Here is a 17,382-nt window from a genome sequence, read left to right on the forward strand (position 1 = left end):
ATCTCTCTTCTATTTATCTTGATATTCCACTTTAACTTTCTTAACAAATCTTCTCCAAATGAACATTGACACCGAAAATACTATGGCGATGATGGATACAATTTGCGCAGCACGAAGATCGCCGCCGTACAAACTGTCCGTCCTCATTCCTTCGATGAAGTATCTTCCGATTGAATACCATGTCAAATAGAAGAAGAACATTTCGCCACGCTTTAACCGGACTCTCCGCAATAGCAAAATGATGATAAGACCGACAACATTCCATAACGATTCATAAAGGAACGTCGGATGATACGTTACACCATCAATCGTCATTTGATTCATGATCCATTCAGGAATCCATGTGTTTTCTAAAAAGCTTTGCGACACTGGACCGCCATGTGCTTCCTGATTAATGAAATTCCCCCAACGACCGATAATTTGACCGATCAATATACCAGGGACTGCGATGTCCACCACTTTCCAGAATGAAATGCCTCGACGTTTCGTATAAAAGTATGTCGTTAAGAAGGCACCTATCAATGCACCGTGGATGGCAATACCGCCCTCCCATATTTTGAATACATCTGCAGGATTATCTTTATATGAATCCCAGGAAAATATGACATAGTAAATTCTTGCACTTATGATGGATATCGGCACTGCCCAAATAAGTAAATCCGTCAAGAAATCCGGGTGCATTCCCCGCTTCACCATCTCTTTTTGAACGACGATGAATGCAAGAACAATACCAGTTGTTATTAAAATTCCATACCAACGGATATCTATTGGTCCCAGACTGAAAGCCGTCGGGTCAATCGCTAGTAAATCGAACATGAGTCTACTCTATCCCCTCTTCATCAGATTTTCTTGCATCTTGGCTAATCGCCATATCTAGCTTTCTCGAAAATGTCTCTGCTGCATTGATGCCCAATCGTTTCATCCGATAATCCATAGCGGCCACTTCAATAATGACCGATAAGTTTCGACCCGGCTTTACAGGAACCGTAAGCTTTGTCAAATCAGAATCCATGATTTTCATCTTCTCGCCATCGATGCCTAGCCGGTCATACACTTTATCCGGATTCCACGTCTCTAAATCGATGACCATTAAAATCCGTTTGTCATCCCTTACGGCACTTGCTCCAAAAAGCATCATCATGTCGATTATACCGACTCCACGAATTTCTAGCATATGCCTTAGCAGCTTCGGCGAGTTTCCGATTAAAACGTTTTTCGCGACTTGCCGTATTTCCACAGCATCGTCCGCGACTAGACGATGGCCTCGCTTTACAAGCTCCAAAGCGGTTTCACTTTTACCGACACCGCTTTTTCCGGTAAGTAATACTCCTATGCCGTATACATCGACGAGCACACCGTGTACTGTCGTCATCGGAGCTAGCTGGCCTTCAAGGAAATTAGTCAGCATTCCTGAGAACCTTGTCGTCGGATGTTCGGTCTGCAGCACTGGGATTCGTCGCTCGTCTGCAAATTGTTTGAGTTCTGTTGGACATTCAAAATTATGCGCTATGATGAAAGCTGGTGTTTCAGTTGAACAGAGTCGATCCATACGATCCTGACGATCCGCTTCATCCAGTTTATTGAAAAAAGAAAGCTCTGTTTTCCCGAGCAGCTGAATTCGTGTAGCCAAGTAAAAATCAAAATAACCGGCCATTTCAAGTCCCGGTCGTGATATGTCACTCGTTAGGATTTTCCGTTCAATACCTTCTACGCCTGCAACAATTTCTAGTCCAAAACGATTTTGAACGTCTTCCACTGTAACAACTGACATTAATCCCCCTACTTTCTATATAATTTCTCGACCGCTTCGCGAAAGATTTCGCCTTACGCAAACCCTATGCACCATTTTACCATGAACGAATTCAATTGAAATGATTTCGTCCGAATTTGTCCACGAATGATGCGCATCAAACTATATAAGTAGCGAGGAGGAGATAAGATGGCATTAATTATCCTTGACGCAGGACACGGGCCGAATACATCTGGAAAACGCTCCCCAGATGGAAAACTACTGGAATTCTATTTCAATTCTGTCGTAGCCGAAATCGTAAAGCATTGTTTGGTGCTGGAAGGAGTAAACGTCATTTATTCATATGAAAATGGACGTGATGTACCTTTGCAGGAAAGGACTTCGATCGCCAACAGACTGAATGCAGACGCATTCGTATCCATCCACGCAAATGCGTACGGCACCAATTGGAATGACGTGCAAGGCATCGAAACGTATATGTATCCACAAGCGAGCAAACGCACCGCGGCATTAACTGAACAGATACACAGCTCATTGATACTTGCTTGCGGACGAAAAGACCGTGGGGTAAAAACCGCAAATTTTGCAGTGTTGAGGGATACAAAGATGCCCGCTGTGCTAGTGGAGTGCGGTTTTATGACTAATCGCGAAGAGGCTGCTCTTTTACTATCGAAAGCGTACCGCGTGCAATGCGCACGAGCGATCAGCTTCGGCATTTTGAATTGGCTTTATCATGAGAAAATCATCTGACCGGCGGCTTGCTTTGAGCGCGGATTTGTTTTCTTGAGCGAGACACGGATTTCATTTAAAAAGACTGCCACAGATGTCAGTTTCCACTAACTTTCTGGGCAGTCTTTTACATTAATTATGCTTCACATTATAGCAAACAATCACAGAGCCTGTTTTCGCTTCCCCGTGAACGTGGAGCGGCGTGGCATCGCCTTCTGCATCCTTGTTGAAAATGATCGTGCGGCTCAGAAACTGTTCTTGTTCTGTCGTTTTGTTGACATCATTTAGCTGAAGATCCAAACGTCCCATATTCGTCGAGATTTCACCTCGAAGTGAAAGATCAGATGGAATGTACAGCTCAACAGAACCGCTCACTGTTTTGGCATCAATTTTTTGTGCCTCAGCATCCGTTGTTGTCACAACTACATGACCATTCAACGATTTCGCTTCAACATCCTTCACTTTACCAGAAACGTAGACACGGCCATTAATTGTTTCAGCCTCAAGCGTATCGCCTGTGCTTTCGTTCAAACGAATCGACCCGTTACCCGCTTCCAGCTCAGCTTCTTTAAAAGTGATCCGTTCAATATCGACTTTTCCGTTCGCTGTTTTTGAATAGAGACGATCGACCGTAATATCCTTCAAGTTAAAATTACCATTCAGTAGTCTTACGGAAACTTTACGATAATCCTGTTTTGGAATGAATAAGTCGACAGTGACCTGACTTAATTTCAAATCACTTAAATAGCGCAGCTTTCCTTCGTCTTTAAGGAAAATTAATTTATCGAGAAATTCTTTTTTCGCATCTTCTTCCGATCGTCCATTAAAGGATTTGACGGTGAATTCCGCACGAATTTCCGGATTGTCTGTTGCATGAATCGAGACGCTTCCGTGATCGACGTCGACGAGAATTTCATCCAGGTCATCGGCTTGTTTCACAATCGTGTGATGGAATGTGGATCCGCCGCCAAATGGCATATCGAAATCGAATCCTTTCATTCTTTCCACAGTGGATTGCATGAACTGCATGAAACGATCTCCTACAGTTACGAAATCTTTCCGAATATCTTCAATGAATTCATCCATAGCTGGATCTTTGCCTTTTGATTGTCCGGAAAAGTCTTTTGCGTTATCTTGGTTTGCATCTTCCTCGGTGAATTTTGTTTCAGCCGTTTGGGTAGACCCATTGTCAGTCGATGGTTGCTTTTTCTCCATCGCTTCTAAAAGGGTTAATGCTTCGTCCATTGAAATTGTGCCGTTTTCCAACATTGTCAAGATACGTTTGCGTTCATTCTGCATTGTTCCGCCTCCTAAGTATGCTTGAGATTTCTTTTCGTATAGGAACCTCCGCCTCATGCAAAACTGGTGGAGACTCCTTCAACCTTACTATATATACGAATCATCTATCAGAAGGTTTCATTCTTTTCCAGCGGCAGCTTCGATTAAGTCTTTCATTCTTTGTCGGTCACGTTCCAAAATCGGCTTCAAATAGCGGCCGGTGTATGAAACTTCACTTTCCGCCACTTTCTCAGGAGTTCCCTTCGCAATGATTTGCCCGCCTTTGTCTCCGCCTTCAGGTCCGAGATCGATAATATGGTCGACGGTTTTGATAACGTCCAAATTATGTTCGATGACAAGGACGGTATTTCCGGAATCGACGAGACGCTGCAATACGTGAAGAAGCTTTTCAATATCGTGGACATGAAGACCTGTCGTTGGCTCGTCCAAAATATAAAACGACTTTCCGTTTGAACGTCGATGCAATTCCGATGCAAGCTTAACCCTTTGCGCTTCCCCACCAGATAAAGTCGTGGCAGGCTGCCCAAGTTGAACATAGCCTAGACCAACATCGACAATCGTTTGCAGTTTCCGGCTGATTTTTGGAATGTTTTCAAAGAAAACGAGCGCATCTTCAACGGTCATGGAAAGGACATCCGCGATATTCTTCCCTTTGTATGTCACTTCAAGCGTTTCACGGTTATATCTTTTACCATGACATACTTCACAAGGGACATATACGTCGGGAAGGAAATGCATTTCGATCTTGATGATCCCGTCTCCACGACAAGCTTCACAGCGTCCGCCTTTTACGTTGAAACTGAAGCGACCTTTCTTGTAGCCTCTTACTTTTGCCTCGTTCGTCATGGCAAAGACGTCCCGAACATCATCAAAGACCCCTGTATATGTCGCCGGGTTCGATCTCGGAGTCCGTCCGATAGGAGATTGGTCAATATCGATAACTTTTTCCAACTCTTCAAGGCCTGTAACGGACTTGAATTGTCCCGGTTTCTGTTTCGATCGGTTCAGCTTTTGCGCAAGCACTTTATAAAGCACTTCATTGACAAGCGTACTCTTCCCTGAGCCTGACACGCCTGTCACCGCAATGAATTGGCCTAACGGGAAATCTGCGTTGACATTTTTCAAATTGTTCTCGGAAGCACCTTTGATGGACACGACCCTGCCATCGGATTTCCGTCGTTCCATTGGCAGAGGAATGAATTTCCTTCCGCTCAAATATTGACCGGTCAATGAATTAGGATCGTTCATCACTTCTTCCGGTGTGCCGGCGGAAACAATTTGCCCTCCCGCAGCACCTGCACCTGGACCGATGTCGATTAAATAATCGGCAGCTATCATCGTATCTTCGTCATGCTCTACGACAATAAGCGTATTCCCTATATCACGCATGCTTTGCAACGTTCCGATAAGACGATCATTGTCACGCTGATGAAGACCGATCGAAGGCTCGTCCAAAATGTAAAGGACGCCCGTCAATCTAGATCCGATTTGCGTCGCAAGCCGGATACGCTGTGCTTCACCACCCGACAATGTGCCAGCCGCTCTCGATAACGTCAAATAGTCAAGCCCGACGTTAATGAGGAATCCTAATCTTTCAGCGATTTCTCGCAATATTAATCTTGCAATTTGCATGTCCTTTTCAGAAAGCACGAGGTTGCTGAAAAAACGATCTGCCTCCGTAATGGACAACGCAGTCACTTCTCCGATATGCGTGCCATTCACTTTAACCGCGAGTGTTTCCTCTTTCAATCGGTACCCGTGACAAGTCGGACAAGCGCGGCTCGCCATATATTTCTCCATTTGTTCACGAATATAATCGGAGGACGTCTCCTTGAACCGGCGCTCCACATTCGCGAGCACACCTTCGAAATAAATGTTGTTCACACGTGTATTTCCGAATTCATTCGTATATTGGAATTTGATTTTTTGATCTTTCGAACCGTACAAAATGATGTTCAAATCTTCATCTGGCAAGTCGCTCACCGGTACATCCATCGGTATTTTGAAATGCTTACAGATTGTCTTCAATAGTTCAGGATAGTATTGAGAGCTTGTCGGAATCCAAGGAGCGATTGCGTCATCCTTCAAAGAAAGGGACGTGTCCGGAATGACAAGCTCAGGGTCAACCTCAAGCTTCGTCCCAAGACCATCACAATCGGGGCAAGCCCCGAACGGACTGTTGAATGAAAACATCCGCGGTTCGAGTTCGCCGATGGAAAATCCGCAAATTGGGCATGCATGGTGCTCACTGAACAGCAATTCTTCGACACCGATCACATCGACGAGCACTGTCCCTTCCGCCAATCGAAGCGCCGACTCAAGTGAATCGCTTAAACGGGCTTCAATTCCTTCCTTCACGACAATCCGGTCAATGACGACTTCAATCGTATGTTTTTTATTTTTATTCAATTCAATATTGTCATCGAGATCGATTACTTCCCCATTGACGCGAATCCGGACATAACCCTGTTTTTTAATGTCCTCGATCAGCTTCGCATGCGTTCCCTTCCTGCCGGATATAACAGGCGCAAGGATTTGAAGCCGGGAACGTTCCGGCAGCTGCATAATGCGATCGACCATCTGCTCGATCGTCTGAGAGGATATTTCAATTCCATGATTCGGACAGATCGGCTTACCGACCCGTGCAAATAGTAGACGTAAGTAATCATAGATTTCAGTAACTGTCCCGACAGTGGAACGTGGATTGCGGCTCGTCGTCTTCTGATCAATCGAGATTGCAGGCGACAGCCCTTCAATCACATCCACATCCGGCTTGTCCATCTGACCTAAAAACTGCCTCGCATATGCAGAAAGCGATTCGACATACCGCCTTTGCCCTTCCGCATAAATCGTATCGAATGCAAGAGACGATTTCCCCGAGCCTGACAAGCCGGTCATAACGACGAGCTTGTCACGCGGGATGCGGACATCAATATCTTTCAGATTGTGAACCCTTGCCCCTTGAATGACTATTTCCGTATTTTTCATCGCATTTTCACCCTTCAGCCTTCAATTCTAAAATCGTATCGCGCAATTCGGCAGCTCTTTCGAAATCAAGCGCTTTTGCCGCCTCTTTCATTTCCTTCTCGAGATTCGCAAGCAATTTCACCTTATCGTCCTTCGACAATTTCTTGCCTTTCGTCACTTTTTCCAAAGCTGAAATATCATCTTCAGCGACTTGAGTCGCTCGAATAACTTCACGTACTGCTTTTTTGATCGTCGTTGGAGTGATTCCATGCTTTTCATTGTATGCCATTTGGATTTCCCGGCGTCTTTTCGTTTCGTCGATCGCCTTCTTCATTGAATCCGTATAACGGTCTGCATACATGATGACCTTTCCTTCGGAGTTACGTGCTGCCCGTCCGATCGTTTGTATGAGGGAACGTTCCGAACGAAGGAATCCTTCCTTGTCCGCATCCAAAATCGCAACGAGCGACACTTCAGGAATATCGAGCCCTTCCCTCAACAAGTTGATGCCGATGAGGACATCGTATTTACCTAAACGGAGTTCGCGAATAATTTCAATCCGCTCTAGTGTTTTGACATCCGAATGTAAATATTGGACTTTGATGCCGATATCCTTCAAATAGTCGGTAAGGTCTTCGGACATCTTTTTCGTCAATGTAGTAATCAATACCCTTTCGTTCCGTTTTGTACGCTCATTGATCTCGTCAATCAAATCATCGATCTGTCCTTCAATCGGCCGTACGTCGATAATCGGATCAAGCAATCCTGTCGGTCGGATGATCTGCTCAACCATCTCAGGTGTATGCTCGATTTCATAAGGACCCGGTGTTGCGGATACGTAGATCGATTGGTTTGCATACCTCCTGAATTCATCGAACATAAGCGGTCGATTGTCCAAAGCTGAAGGCAGGCGGAACCCGTGATCGACCAGTACTTGCTTACGCGCTTGGTCACCGTTATACATGCCTCGGATTTGTGGCAAAGTGACATGACTTTCATCAATGACGATCAGAAAATCATCCGGAAAATAGTCGAGCAATGTGTAAGGGGTAGCCCCCGCAGGTCGCAATGTCAAGTGCCTAGAATAGTTTTCAATCCCTGAACAGAAACCCATTTCCCTCATCATTTCCAAATCGTACCGAGTGCGCTGCTCAAGTCGTTGTGCCTCAAGAAGTTTATCTTCCTTGCGCAATACAGCAAGTCTTTCCTCCAACTCCGTTTCGATATTCGCAATCGCCTTCACCATTTTATCTTCACCTGTGACGAAGTGGGACGCCGGGAAGATGGCGACGTGTTCGCGTTCCCCTAAAATTTCTCCCGTAAGTGAATCCACTTCACGGATACGGTCGATTTCATCTCCAAAAAATTCGATGCGGATACAGTTTTCGTCTTGCGAGGCTGGGAATATTTCCACAACGTCCCCTCTCACTCGGAATGTACCCCGCGTGAAGTTGATGTCATTTCTTGAATATTGGATATCGACAAATCGACGCAGCAGCTCATTTCTACCGATCTCCATCCCTGTCCGGAGCGAGACGACATGCTTCCCGTATTCCTCAGGCGAACCGAGGCCGTATATACAAGATACCGAGGCGACAATCAACACATCATTCCTTTCGAACAAAGCAGATGTTGCGGAGTGGCGCAGCTTGTCGATCTCATCGTTGATCGTTGCATCCTTTTCTATATATGTGTCCGTATGCGGTACATAGGCTTCCGGTTGATAGTAATCATAGAAGCTGACAAAATACTCCACCGCATTATTCGGGAAAAACTCTTTGAATTCGCTATATAATTGGCCTGCAAGTGTTTTGTTATGTGCAATGACTAGTGTCGGTTTATTAACTTCCGTTACAACGTTCGAAACGGTGAACGTCTTCCCTGTCCCGGTCGCACCTAAAAGCGTCTGATGCTTTTTCCCTTCCTGTATGCCTTCCACAAGCTTTGAAATGGCAGCAGGTTGGTCGCCTAACGGAACATAAGGAGCGTGCAAATCAAATTTCTGGACCATGGAAGCCCCTCCCCAATTGAATTATTTCCATTTTACCATAGACTTTGCCAATACCAAAGAAATAAGAGAACGTATGTTCAAATAAATAAAAGCGAAAGCCGTAACAAAGAACGGCTTTTGCGAGTACAAGGGAAGCGTTACGAGCACATCTTTTTCCTAGCTATTCTAGCGAAATAATAAAAAGCGGGTCTACGCAGCTAATCGGTTTTCGACTAGCTGGCAGCCCGCTGCAAATTTGTTTAGTTTTCTTCCAGTTTCACTAATTCATCCGTAAGCTTGTTAAAAGCGCACTCGTCCTTTTCATCAAGCGCAAGATCAATCAGCCTCAAGAGACGTTTTTTCGTTTGTTCTCGATGAATATGGTTCAGGAATAGATCCATGTAAATATCATTCAATAGTCTCTCCGCTTGAAGCGAAGTACTATTTTTCCCCACGGCTTTTAAGAACTCGGCATATGAATAATTGTTTTCCATCTCCCTCACCCCTGATGCCTTTTTTTTATTATACATAAATCCCGGGATCAATTGCAAGGTTTTTAAGAATATTCTATTATTACTTTTTCAGATAACCGATCAAATCTCTTCTTTTTTTTCATTCGACATTCGAATGGTTACTTCGGAAACAATAAATACAAGTACCGCCATAATAACCGGTGTCACGGATATTCCGATTGCAATTAGACCCACCACAAGTACAATAATCGCTTGTAATAATTGAACTCCGCTCACTGTTTTTCGTATGGCAGGTGTCCGTGTATTTTCAGATTCCGGGAAAAGCATATCCATTCGGAAATCGTCACCCGCCCGCAATGCATGAACCAATTGAATGGATGATGCGAATGCCAACGCTCCGATAAAGATATAGACGACAATCGGAAACGGAATGAGGGCAACACCTAGTACTGATAAAGCCGTCAATCTGACCCAAAGCCAAAATATATCATCCGTGCGTACGAGCGTCCTTCTTAGCAAATATCGTTGAGGCGACGTTTGTCCGAATTGTGCAGAGCGCAATAGGAACCCAAGCCATGCACGACGGCTGACCGAGCCTTTCAAATGCGGCACGTCCGTAAAGTAATTGGCGAAGCGATAAAAACGCATCATACGATTTTGCTCCAACGATATGAAATGTTCATACGGGAAAGGTTTTGCTGCACTTCTTTTCTTCCAGAATAAATAATAGACAGCCATAAGCACACCGATGAGAGGTATGAAAAAAGGATTACCAGCAAGCATCACATAGAGAAGAAGCGCTGCTAGCACAAACCGGACGAGGCGGTCTTTCCAAATTCCCTCTCCTTCATTGGCACGCCGATAATGGTATTCTGTCTCGACATACAGCCATTTCACGAGCAAAATGACGATGGCAGTCAATAAGAATTGAGGCTTCCCTGCAACATCTGTCGCTGCTAGCAAAGGTAATAGAATGATAAATAAAATGTACGGCAGCGGTAGCTGTGAAAATAGCGAATACCGCAAAGACCGTTTCAAATACTCTTCAAGTTTGTTTTCCATCGGAAGGAAAAAGACGATGTCTGCGGGCTTCAACAATGTAACCGGCGAGCAGATGGACGATACTGCGCCGATTAGAACCGCCGCGATGATTGCAGAAGGGAATTCGGACGGTACTTCTTTCAACCATTCACTGTATGCATATCCGCCTGCCCCAATTGTAAAGAGCAGCACGATTGCTATGTGACCTGTGAAAACAAACTTCATATACTTTTGCAGTTCTGTCATGTAACGGACAAAACGATCGCTCCAGATTTCACGCAAGCTGTTCATGATCATGGTCCCCGGTCATCGAAATATATAGCTCGTCCAAAGAAGCATTCGGTCTGTTGAAGGCTTTCCTCAAATCATCCATCGTCCCTTGCGCCCTTACGCGTCCTTCATGCAGCAAAATAATCCGGTCGCAATATTTTTCAGCAGTAGAAAGCACATGTGTCGACATCAGTACGGAAGCGCCGTTCGCTTTTCTTTCTTCTATTTGATCAAGCAATGAACGGATTCCGATCGGGTCAAGCCCGACAAACGGTTCATCGATAATATATAGCGAAGGTTCCACTAAAAACGCGCAAAGAATCATGACTTTTTGTCGCATCCCTTTTGAGAAATGTGATGGAAACCAATTCAACCGTTTCTCCATCATGAACTCTTTCAATAACATTTCAGCGCGCGCCTCGAACACTTCCCGATCCAATCCGTACGCCATTGCTGTCAACTCTAGATGTTCCTTCAGTGTAAGCTCTTCATATAAAATCGGTGTTTCCGGAATATATGTGAACGCTTGACGGTATGCTTCAGGGTTTTCACGAAACGTGACACCATTTACTGCGATTTCGCCTTCATGTGGATTCATTAGTCCGATAATATGTTTGATCGTCGTACTTTTTCCGGCACCGTTCAAGCCGATCAACCCGACAAGCTCGCCTTTTCCAATTTCAAATGATAAATCATGCAAGACAGGTTTTCGTGTATATCCGCCTGTCACGTCTTTTACTTCAAGAATCGCCATAGTCATCCTCCATTCTTGTTTCCATTTTACCAAACATCGAACCGGAATGCTTTGTCCATCTTTCACGCATTAACAGAAAATATGCTACACTGTTGTCATTAATGAATACTTCTCCTAAACGGAGACGTAGAATCGGAAAGGATGACCTCAAATGACATCATGTATCTTTTGTAAAATCGCTGAAGGCACCCTCCCTAGCGAAAAAATCTATGAAGATGAGCACGTTATCGCCATTATGGACGTAATGCCCGTAACGAAAGGGCATGTTTTGCTAATTCCAAAAAACCATCGTGAGAATCTGTATGAAATGACCGAAGAAGAAGCATCCCATTTATTCTCGGTTGCCCCGAAAATCGCGAACGTTCTAAAAGAGGAGTTCACGCCTGCTGGAATGAATCTGCTTCAAAACAATGGAGCGGCAGCCGGCCAAGCTGTATTCCACTTCCATATGCATTTCATCCCGCGATATGATCAAACGGATGGCTTCCAATCGGACTGGAATCCGAAGGTGGAAGAGTTCACACAAGACCGTATCAAGGAAATTGCAGAGCAGATTAGAGGCCGCTTCGGCAATTAATGTCACTTGCTAGTTCATAAAATTACCTATATAATTTATGTAAGTTTTCGCTGCCGATCACGAGGATACGTCAGGAGAACGAAAAAATTAGAGTCTAGTTGAGGAGAGATGAGAATTGAATACGAAAAATCTTACGTTGATGGCGCTGCTAGTAGCAGTGGGGGCCGCTTTGTACTTGGTCATACCGGGTTATGGGGAAGGCATGAAGCCAGACTTCATGTTGACGATGATGTTCATCGGCATCTTTTTATTTCCGGATGTTAGAAGCGTCTTTTTGCTCGGAGCTACGACAGGAGTCCTTTCAGGAATTTTTACAAGCCTTCCAGGAGGATTCATTCCAAATGTCATCGATAAGTTCATTACAGCGTTTGTCGTTTTTGCAGTCATTGCACTGCTCAGAAAAGCCGCAAACAATTTAATCGTTTCGATTATCATCACTTGCTGCGGAACACTGTTATCCGGAACAATCTTCCTATCTGTCGCCATCTTCATCATGGGCATAAACATTCCATTCGGATTTTTGTTCGTCACAGTCGTTCTTCCTGCAATAGCAATGAATGGGGTTGCCTTCTTTATCATTTCCCCGATCATTAAGACATTATTGAAACGCACTTCATTCAAAACAGCATTATCAAACTAATAACATCAAGCTTTCCCTCAGGGGGAAGCTTTTTTCATTTGCCCGAAACTGTTTGCCATGTTTTAACCAGTTCATAAAGCAATCCCTTTTCAAGTGTGTAATAGGCGGAATTCCATAGTTAAAGGTAAGAACTCACAGTCGGATTGCCAAAATGGTCTTTCTTTTTATGTTATGGTAAAATCAGTCCAAACACAGAGTTGTCAAAATTCCTCAAAGTTTATTATTAAGTAGTTCGAGAGATATCAAGTTAGAACTTCCAAGGCAATTTGACGATCTATATAATAAGTGAGGTGAATTGATATGGCGAACAAAGCTTATAAATTCCGTTTGTACCCGACAAAGGAACAGGAACAAATTCTTTCGAAAACTTTTGGTTGTGTGCGTTTTGTCTATAACATAATGCTGGCTGAACAAAGGGATGCATATGAACAATTCAAAGACAACAAAGACTTGCTGAAGAAACGAAAATTCCCAACTCCAGCTAAGTATAAAAAAGAATTTGAGTGGCTCAAAGAAGTAGACAGTTTAGCCCTTGCGAACGCACAATTGAATCTACAAACCTCATTTGCTAACTTCTTTTCAGGTAAATCAAAATATCCTAAGTTTAAGAAACGCAAGTCAAGGCAATCTTATACAACAAACATGGTCAACGGAAATATTAAACTTTTGGATGGTTATATCAAATTACCGAAACTTCAACCAATCAGATTAAGGCAGCATCGCGAAATTCCTTCCCATCATGTCATCAAGTCATGTACAGTATCACGCGCTGCAACAGGTAAATACCATATATCTATTCTGACAGAGTATGAGCACAACCCACAAAAAAATGAAATCCGCCATTCGGTCGGCTTAGACTTTGCCATGAACGGTCTGTTTGTCGAGAGCGAAGAGGGTAAGAAAGCCAATTACCCAAGATTTTATCTACAGGCTGAAGAAAAATTAGCAAAAGAACAGCGTGTATTATCCCGGAAAACAAGAGGTTCTTCTCGTTGGGAAAAACAAAGAATAAAAGTTGCAAAGCTACATGAAAAAGTAGCAAACCAACGAAAAGACTTTCTGCATAAAGAATCCAGGAATTTGGTAAATCGATATGATTGCGTCTTCATCGAAGAACTCAATATAAAAGGGATGTCGCAAACTCTCCGTTTAGGCAAAAGTGTTGCCGATAATGGCTGGGGAATGTTTACAATATATCTTCGATACAAATTGGATGAACAAGGTAAGCACCTAATCAAAATTGACAAGTGGTTTCCTTCGTCCAAAATGTGCTCAAGTTGTGGGAGTGTAAAGATTGCCTTTCCTCTTTCTGAGCGAACCTACAATTGCGACTGTGGATTCGTTGCCGATCGGGATTGGAATGCCGCCATCAATATAAAAAATGAAGGAATGCTGTTATTAAATCTGTCTTGAAACAAAAAACTCTTGGAACAAGAGGGTTAGCTCGGTTAGTTTTCGTTGGCTAGCAGAAGCAACGATAAGTCGAGAAGTCCCCACTTTAAACAGACTTAGCGGTCTATAAGTGGCGGGTAGTTCACTTAAACTATGAAAAGGAATACTATTCAAAATGAAAGGAGTGCACTCCCCCATGAAAGCATCTACGTTTCTCGCTGGGCTACTTGCAGGTTCGGTGACAGCTGCTGTCACTGTGTTATTTTCCACTCCACAAACAGGCAGCGAAATTCGCTCGTCCGTTAAAAACGCTTCAGCTGATATGAAGCATAAAATGCAAGATGTTAAAGGAAAAATCTCCGCGTTGAAAGACTCCATCACTCATATGACGAAGGAAGCGAAAGAATTAGTTCCTGAAGCCGTCAATGGAATTAAGGGATCGATCGAACAATGGCAGCTCTCTACGGAGACTAACAGACTTAAGCTTGAAAAGGAACTTTCAGCAATCCAGAACTCGCTCGCAGAATTGGAACAATCCATCGCGGCACAACAGAAGTGAAAGACATGACAAAAGCCAAACTCTAGTTATAATGAGTTTGGCTTTTTTCGATCTAATCTTGGTGCTTTCTGTGATTGGGAGGTCTGTTTTGAATGCGGAGTAGATCGCTTTGGATGCGGAGCAGCTCGCTTTAGACGCGGGATGGCTTGCTTTGGACGCGGGGCGGCTCGTTTTGGACGCGGAGCAGCTCGCTTTGGACGCGGGATGGCTTGCTTTGGACGCGGGATGGCTTGCTTTGGACGCGCAGCAGCTCGCTTTGGACGCGGAGCGGCTCGCTTTGGACGGTTCTATTTGCCGAATGCAACATCCATCTCGTAAAACTATATTTATTCAATCGTCTGGCATTGTTTTTGGATTTCTTCCTGTGAAATATGTTTTTTTATTTCTATATTTGTTATTTGTAGCCCTGTTAAATTAGAATCACTTACGGAAAAAGTAAGTTTGTTATAATCTCCGCCATGATGTCCTGAATAGTTTAAAGCGCTAGCAAAAATGAGATGTCGTCTTGAATCCCCGTCAATGGGTTCGATTTTGATTTTCGGACACATGAAATATTCCGAATAAGTTGGGTCTAAAAGGTATAAATAACGTGAAAACAATGCCTCTTCAAGTAACTCTTCTTTCGTAGGTCCATCCAATTCATTTCTCCACCCTACCATAAGCCAATCATAAAGAGGTTGTGACTTTATTCGGACCCTTTGTTTATTTTCCGAAACAATTAATTCCCCTTCTTTAGCCGTGCATATTATACGCGCATTGTCAGTCACACATGTATAAGCGGGTTCAATGTTGATCAGATAATCATTTGACATTTGTAACGTCAACTTATTGGATGGGTTATCTAAAGATAACTCGATTGTTCCATCCACGCGGCTAGAGTTATTAAGCCAGTAGACCACTTTTCTCAGTACACTTTCTTGAAAACCATCATTGATGCTGAACACACGCTGAAGTCCGGAATTATTTTCAACTTTGATAGTTTGAACATCAGAATGCTCCAATGAATGCGTCGTTAATTGCTCCCAAAAAGGCCGATTGGTATCCTTCTTAATTTCTTCAACCATTCTGCTGGCTGACTTGATCGGATTAACAGCTATTTGGTTGAGTGCTCCTTGCTTCGCAAAAATAACAGTATTATTCACTAGAAAGAAGATACAAAAAAGAAAGTAGAGTTTTTTCTTCACTAAAGCCCACCTCTTTTCTTTATAAGTATCTTTCCCGAAATTTTTTCAGCTATCCTGCCCCATTATTTATACAAGGATTAGGTTTCGATCTTCTTCAGTTGCGCTAACAATTCAAATTGAAAGCTTGCTTCAAATACATGTTAGTCATTTTCAAAAATCCCTAAACTAATTTACAGTAGTTAGTGAAAAGAAAGCGATAATAGCCACGACCGCAAATGTGTGAATCACGATTCCAATTACGCTGCAAATTAAACCAGAAGTAGCTAAACCACGGCCTCCTACATTGGTTTTCACAATTTCTTTTGTCGCTTTTCTTGAAACTACAACTCCTATCACACCAAGTATAAAACCGAGATACGGTAGTAAGATTGAAAGTATACCAAGCGTTAAAGAAACTACCGAATTACTGTTTGTTTGAGTATTCTCAGCAACTTGCATTTCTCTTTTTCACCTCGTTTGCATTATAGTCAATTAACTTCCGACTCAAGTCTATCTAACCAGTTATGAACTAATGTATTAAATACATCGGGTTGCTCGATTTGTAGATTGTGACCAGCCATATCAAGCACAGCAAAAGTTGCCCTTGGGTAATCTTCTATTAGTCGCCATGCATCGTTGTATCCGACTACATTGTCCTGCCGCCCTGTAATGATCAGCGTAGGGTACTCCAGTTTGGATGAAATATCGAAGGTAAAGCCATAACTACTTTGACGAATTTCGTTGATGAAATCATAGTTTGTTTGTTTTGAAGGAAGTAAAATTTCATTTCTAAACCTTTCCCATTCAGTTTTACCTTGCACAACCCCCATGGCGCAAAATTCTTCGGCATCCTCTGTAGACAATTCTGATATTAAGTTGGAATCTCTTTTTAGAACTGTTTGCTTGGGTACTTCCCTTTCGCCAAGTTCAGGTATTGTCATTGGTGCCATCAGCAGTAATCCACGAACGTGCCCATGCCGTAAACGAGCTATCCCTCTCGCAATATAACCACCATATGAATTACCACAAATAACAAACGGTTGCCCAGGGATAATCTCGTCCAACAGACTGACTACCGCTTCTAAAATATCGTCTGAACTCTTAATAGATGGTTGTACTTCGGAATGCCCCATACCTGGCAAGTCTATATATATTCTCTTCCATCCGCTTCGTTTCTCGAATAACGGTTCCATAGCATGTAACATTACTTGATGGTCAAGTGACCAACCATGGAGCATTACTATCGGGAATCCTTCTCCGATTACTTTATGATAAATAGTCATGTATGTATTTCCTTTCCCTGTAAAATAAGATGTGCCCATCTTTACAGAAGAGATTTCCACTTTGTTTCTCCTCCGAAAAAACTATTCGTGCATCACTTACTTACTTCTCAAATCAAAACTTTCGCTTGTACCGTTCCAATCTACTTTTATAACTAACTCATCATCAGTACTCGTTGAAGGACTATTTGAACTTAATGATTGGTTATGATACTCGCCTTCTTTATTTAACGTAGCCTCATTCGAGCCGAAGTCTAGTACTCCATTACTTTTTGATTCGACATAATAACTAAAAGCGTCAATATCATCTGAGTTTTTTCCTTTGTACTTAATTTGAATTTGATAAGTTTCTTCTCCATCCGTTTGAATAACGATTACTTCAGCTAACCAATCTTTCCCTTCACCAACAAATGTTAAATCATTCTTATTCATTTGACAGGCAGATAACAGGAACAATGCAAGTAGTGCAATTACTTTTTTCAAAACGCAACTCCACCA

The 17,382-nt window shown here is 43.0% G+C and carries 18 protein-coding genes; 6 read left to right on the forward strand and 12 right to left on the reverse strand.

All coding sequences use genetic code 11. The features are described 5' to 3' along the window. Positions 1 to 9 precede the first annotated feature (9 nt). Both lgt and hprK read right to left on the reverse strand, forming a co-directional pair. Positions 10 to 816, reverse strand: coding sequence for a prolipoprotein diacylglyceryl transferase (gene lgt, locus AC0L13_RS14310; protein ID WP_473640714.1), 807 nt, complete (start codon positions 814 to 816; stop codon positions 10 to 12). 4 nt (positions 817 to 820) lie between these two features. After that, complete coding sequence (hprK, locus tag AC0L13_RS14315) at positions 821 to 1,771, reverse strand: HPr(Ser) kinase/phosphatase (protein WP_473640716.1); 951 nt, start codon at positions 1,769 to 1,771, stop codon at positions 821 to 823. A gap of 168 nt (positions 1,772 to 1,939) precedes the next feature. On the opposite strand from hprK, the gene AC0L13_RS14320 reads away from it, so the two are divergent. Next, complete coding sequence (locus AC0L13_RS14320; RefSeq protein ID WP_473640718.1) at positions 1,940 to 2,500, forward strand: N-acetylmuramoyl-L-alanine amidase family protein; 561 nt, start codon at positions 1,940 to 1,942, stop codon at positions 2,498 to 2,500. A gap of 111 nt (positions 2,501 to 2,611) precedes the next feature. On the opposite strand, the gene AC0L13_RS14325 is transcribed toward AC0L13_RS14320, so the two are convergent. The 6 genes from AC0L13_RS14325 to AC0L13_RS14350 all read right to left on the reverse strand — a co-directional run bounded on the left by AC0L13_RS14325 (position 2,612) and on the right by AC0L13_RS14350 (position 11,273). Next, on the reverse strand, positions 2,612 to 3,778 hold the full coding sequence (locus AC0L13_RS14325; RefSeq protein WP_473640720.1) for a DUF4097 family beta strand repeat-containing protein: 1,167 nt from the start codon (positions 3,776 to 3,778) through the stop codon (positions 2,612 to 2,614). A 117-nt stretch (positions 3,779 to 3,895) separates the two neighbouring features. Continuing rightward, positions 3,896 to 6,766 carry an excinuclease ABC subunit UvrA gene (gene uvrA, locus AC0L13_RS14330; protein ID WP_473640723.1) on the reverse strand — a complete coding sequence of 957 codons (2,871 nt, stop codon included), beginning with the start codon at positions 6,764 to 6,766 and terminating at the stop codon, positions 3,896 to 3,898. 7 nt (positions 6,767 to 6,773) lie between these two features. After that, complete coding sequence (gene uvrB / locus AC0L13_RS14335; RefSeq protein ID WP_473640725.1) at positions 6,774 to 8,756, reverse strand: excinuclease ABC subunit UvrB; 1,983 nt, start codon at positions 8,754 to 8,756, stop codon at positions 6,774 to 6,776. A 239-nt stretch (positions 8,757 to 8,995) separates the two neighbouring features. Beyond that, a complete protein-coding gene (locus tag AC0L13_RS14340) occupies positions 8,996 to 9,229 on the reverse strand; it encodes an IDEAL domain-containing protein (protein ID WP_473640727.1) in 234 nt (77 codons plus the stop codon). Positions 9,230 to 9,328: 99 nt separating this feature from the next. Beyond that, positions 9,329 to 10,540 (reverse strand): ABC transporter permease, encoded by a 1,212-nt coding sequence (locus tag AC0L13_RS14345; RefSeq protein ID WP_473640729.1) that lies wholly within the window; start codon positions 10,538 to 10,540, stop codon positions 9,329 to 9,331. After that, complete coding sequence (locus tag AC0L13_RS14350) at positions 10,524 to 11,273, reverse strand: ABC transporter ATP-binding protein (protein ID WP_473640730.1); 750 nt, start codon at positions 11,271 to 11,273, stop codon at positions 10,524 to 10,526. The genes AC0L13_RS14345 and AC0L13_RS14350 overlap by 17 nt, the downstream gene beginning before the upstream one ends. Before the next feature lie 151 nt (positions 11,274 to 11,424). Between AC0L13_RS14350 and AC0L13_RS14355 the strand changes: the two genes are divergently transcribed. The 5 genes from AC0L13_RS14355 (at position 11,425) to AC0L13_RS14375 (ending at position 14,759) form a co-directional block, all read left to right on the forward strand. Next, the gene (locus tag AC0L13_RS14355; protein WP_473640733.1) at positions 11,425 to 11,850 is read left to right on the forward strand and encodes an HIT family protein; all 426 of its coding nucleotides are present in this window, start codon (positions 11,425 to 11,427) and stop codon (positions 11,848 to 11,850) included. A 115-nt stretch (positions 11,851 to 11,965) separates the two neighbouring features. Continuing rightward, positions 11,966 to 12,490 (forward strand): tryptophan transporter, encoded by a 525-nt coding sequence (locus AC0L13_RS14360; RefSeq protein WP_473640736.1) that lies wholly within the window; start codon positions 11,966 to 11,968, stop codon positions 12,488 to 12,490. Positions 12,491 to 12,784: 294 nt separating this feature from the next. After that, the gene (locus tag AC0L13_RS14365) at positions 12,785 to 13,903 is read left to right on the forward strand and encodes an RNA-guided endonuclease TnpB family protein (RefSeq protein ID WP_473647025.1); all 1,119 of its coding nucleotides are present in this window, start codon (positions 12,785 to 12,787) and stop codon (positions 13,901 to 13,903) included. Between the two features lie 175 nt (positions 13,904 to 14,078). Next, complete coding sequence (locus tag AC0L13_RS14370; RefSeq protein ID WP_473640738.1) at positions 14,079 to 14,441, forward strand: YtxH domain-containing protein; 363 nt, start codon at positions 14,079 to 14,081, stop codon at positions 14,439 to 14,441. A gap of 141 nt (positions 14,442 to 14,582) precedes the next feature. Next, positions 14,583 to 14,759, forward strand: a complete 177-nt coding sequence (locus tag AC0L13_RS14375) for a hypothetical protein (RefSeq protein ID WP_473640740.1) — start codon at positions 14,583 to 14,585, stop codon at positions 14,757 to 14,759. An 8-nt stretch (positions 14,760 to 14,767) separates the two neighbouring features. On the opposite strand, the gene AC0L13_RS14380 is transcribed toward AC0L13_RS14375, so the two are convergent. The 4 genes from AC0L13_RS14380 to AC0L13_RS14395 form a co-directional block, all read right to left on the reverse strand. Continuing rightward, the gene (locus AC0L13_RS14380; protein ID WP_473640742.1) at positions 14,768 to 15,625 is read right to left on the reverse strand and encodes a hypothetical protein; all 858 of its coding nucleotides are present in this window, start codon (positions 15,623 to 15,625) and stop codon (positions 14,768 to 14,770) included. 165 nt (positions 15,626 to 15,790) lie between these two features. Next, positions 15,791 to 16,063 (reverse strand): DUF4190 domain-containing protein, encoded by a 273-nt coding sequence (locus AC0L13_RS14385; protein WP_473640744.1) that lies wholly within the window; start codon positions 16,061 to 16,063, stop codon positions 15,791 to 15,793. A 29-nt stretch (positions 16,064 to 16,092) separates the two neighbouring features. Next, complete coding sequence (locus AC0L13_RS14390; RefSeq protein ID WP_473647027.1) at positions 16,093 to 16,887, reverse strand: alpha/beta fold hydrolase; 795 nt, start codon at positions 16,885 to 16,887, stop codon at positions 16,093 to 16,095. Between the two features lie 96 nt (positions 16,888 to 16,983). Next, positions 16,984 to 17,367, reverse strand: coding sequence for a hypothetical protein (locus AC0L13_RS14395; protein WP_473640747.1), 384 nt, complete (start codon positions 17,365 to 17,367; stop codon positions 16,984 to 16,986). Positions 17,368 to 17,382 lie beyond the last annotated feature (15 nt).

It is taken from the genome of Sporosarcina sp. QA0331 (assembly GCF_055808055.1).

Coding starts and splice junctions, on each gene's coding strand:
- lgt (WP_473640714.1), bottom strand. CDS start 816: ATGTTCGATTTACTAGCGATTGACCCGACGGCTTTCAGTCTGGGACCA.
- hprK (WP_473640716.1), bottom strand. CDS start 1,771: ATGTCAGTTGTTACAGTGGAAGACGTTCAAAATCGTTTTGGACTAGAA.
- AC0L13_RS14320 (WP_473640718.1), top strand. CDS start 1,940: ATGGCATTAATTATCCTTGACGCAGGACACGGGCCGAATACATCTGGA.
- AC0L13_RS14325 (WP_473640720.1), bottom strand. CDS start 3,778: ATGCAGAATGAACGCAAACGTATCTTGACAATGTTGGAAAACGGCACA.
- uvrA (WP_473640723.1), bottom strand. CDS start 6,766: ATGAAAAATACGGAAATAGTCATTCAAGGGGCAAGGGTTCACAATCTG.
- uvrB (WP_473640725.1), bottom strand. CDS start 8,756: ATGGTCCAGAAATTTGATTTGCACGCTCCTTATGTTCCGTTAGGCGAC.
- AC0L13_RS14340 (WP_473640727.1), bottom strand. CDS start 9,229: ATGGAAAACAATTATTCATATGCCGAGTTCTTAAAAGCCGTGGGGAAA.
- AC0L13_RS14345 (WP_473640729.1), bottom strand. CDS start 10,540: ATGAACAGCTTGCGTGAAATCTGGAGCGATCGTTTTGTCCGTTACATG.
- AC0L13_RS14350 (WP_473640730.1), bottom strand. CDS start 11,273: ATGGCGATTCTTGAAGTAAAAGACGTGACAGGCGGATATACACGAAAA.
- AC0L13_RS14355 (WP_473640733.1), top strand. CDS start 11,425: ATGACATCATGTATCTTTTGTAAAATCGCTGAAGGCACCCTCCCTAGC.
- AC0L13_RS14370 (WP_473640738.1), top strand. CDS start 14,079: ATGAAAGCATCTACGTTTCTCGCTGGGCTACTTGCAGGTTCGGTGACA.
- AC0L13_RS14375 (WP_473640740.1), top strand. CDS start 14,583: ATGGCTTGCTTTGGACGCGGGGCGGCTCGTTTTGGACGCGGAGCAGCT.
- AC0L13_RS14385 (WP_473640744.1), bottom strand. CDS start 16,063: ATGCAAGTTGCTGAGAATACTCAAACAAACAGTAATTCGGTAGTTTCT.
- AC0L13_RS14390 (WP_473647027.1), bottom strand. CDS start 16,887: ATGACTATTTATCATAAAGTAATCGGAGAAGGATTCCCGATAGTAATG.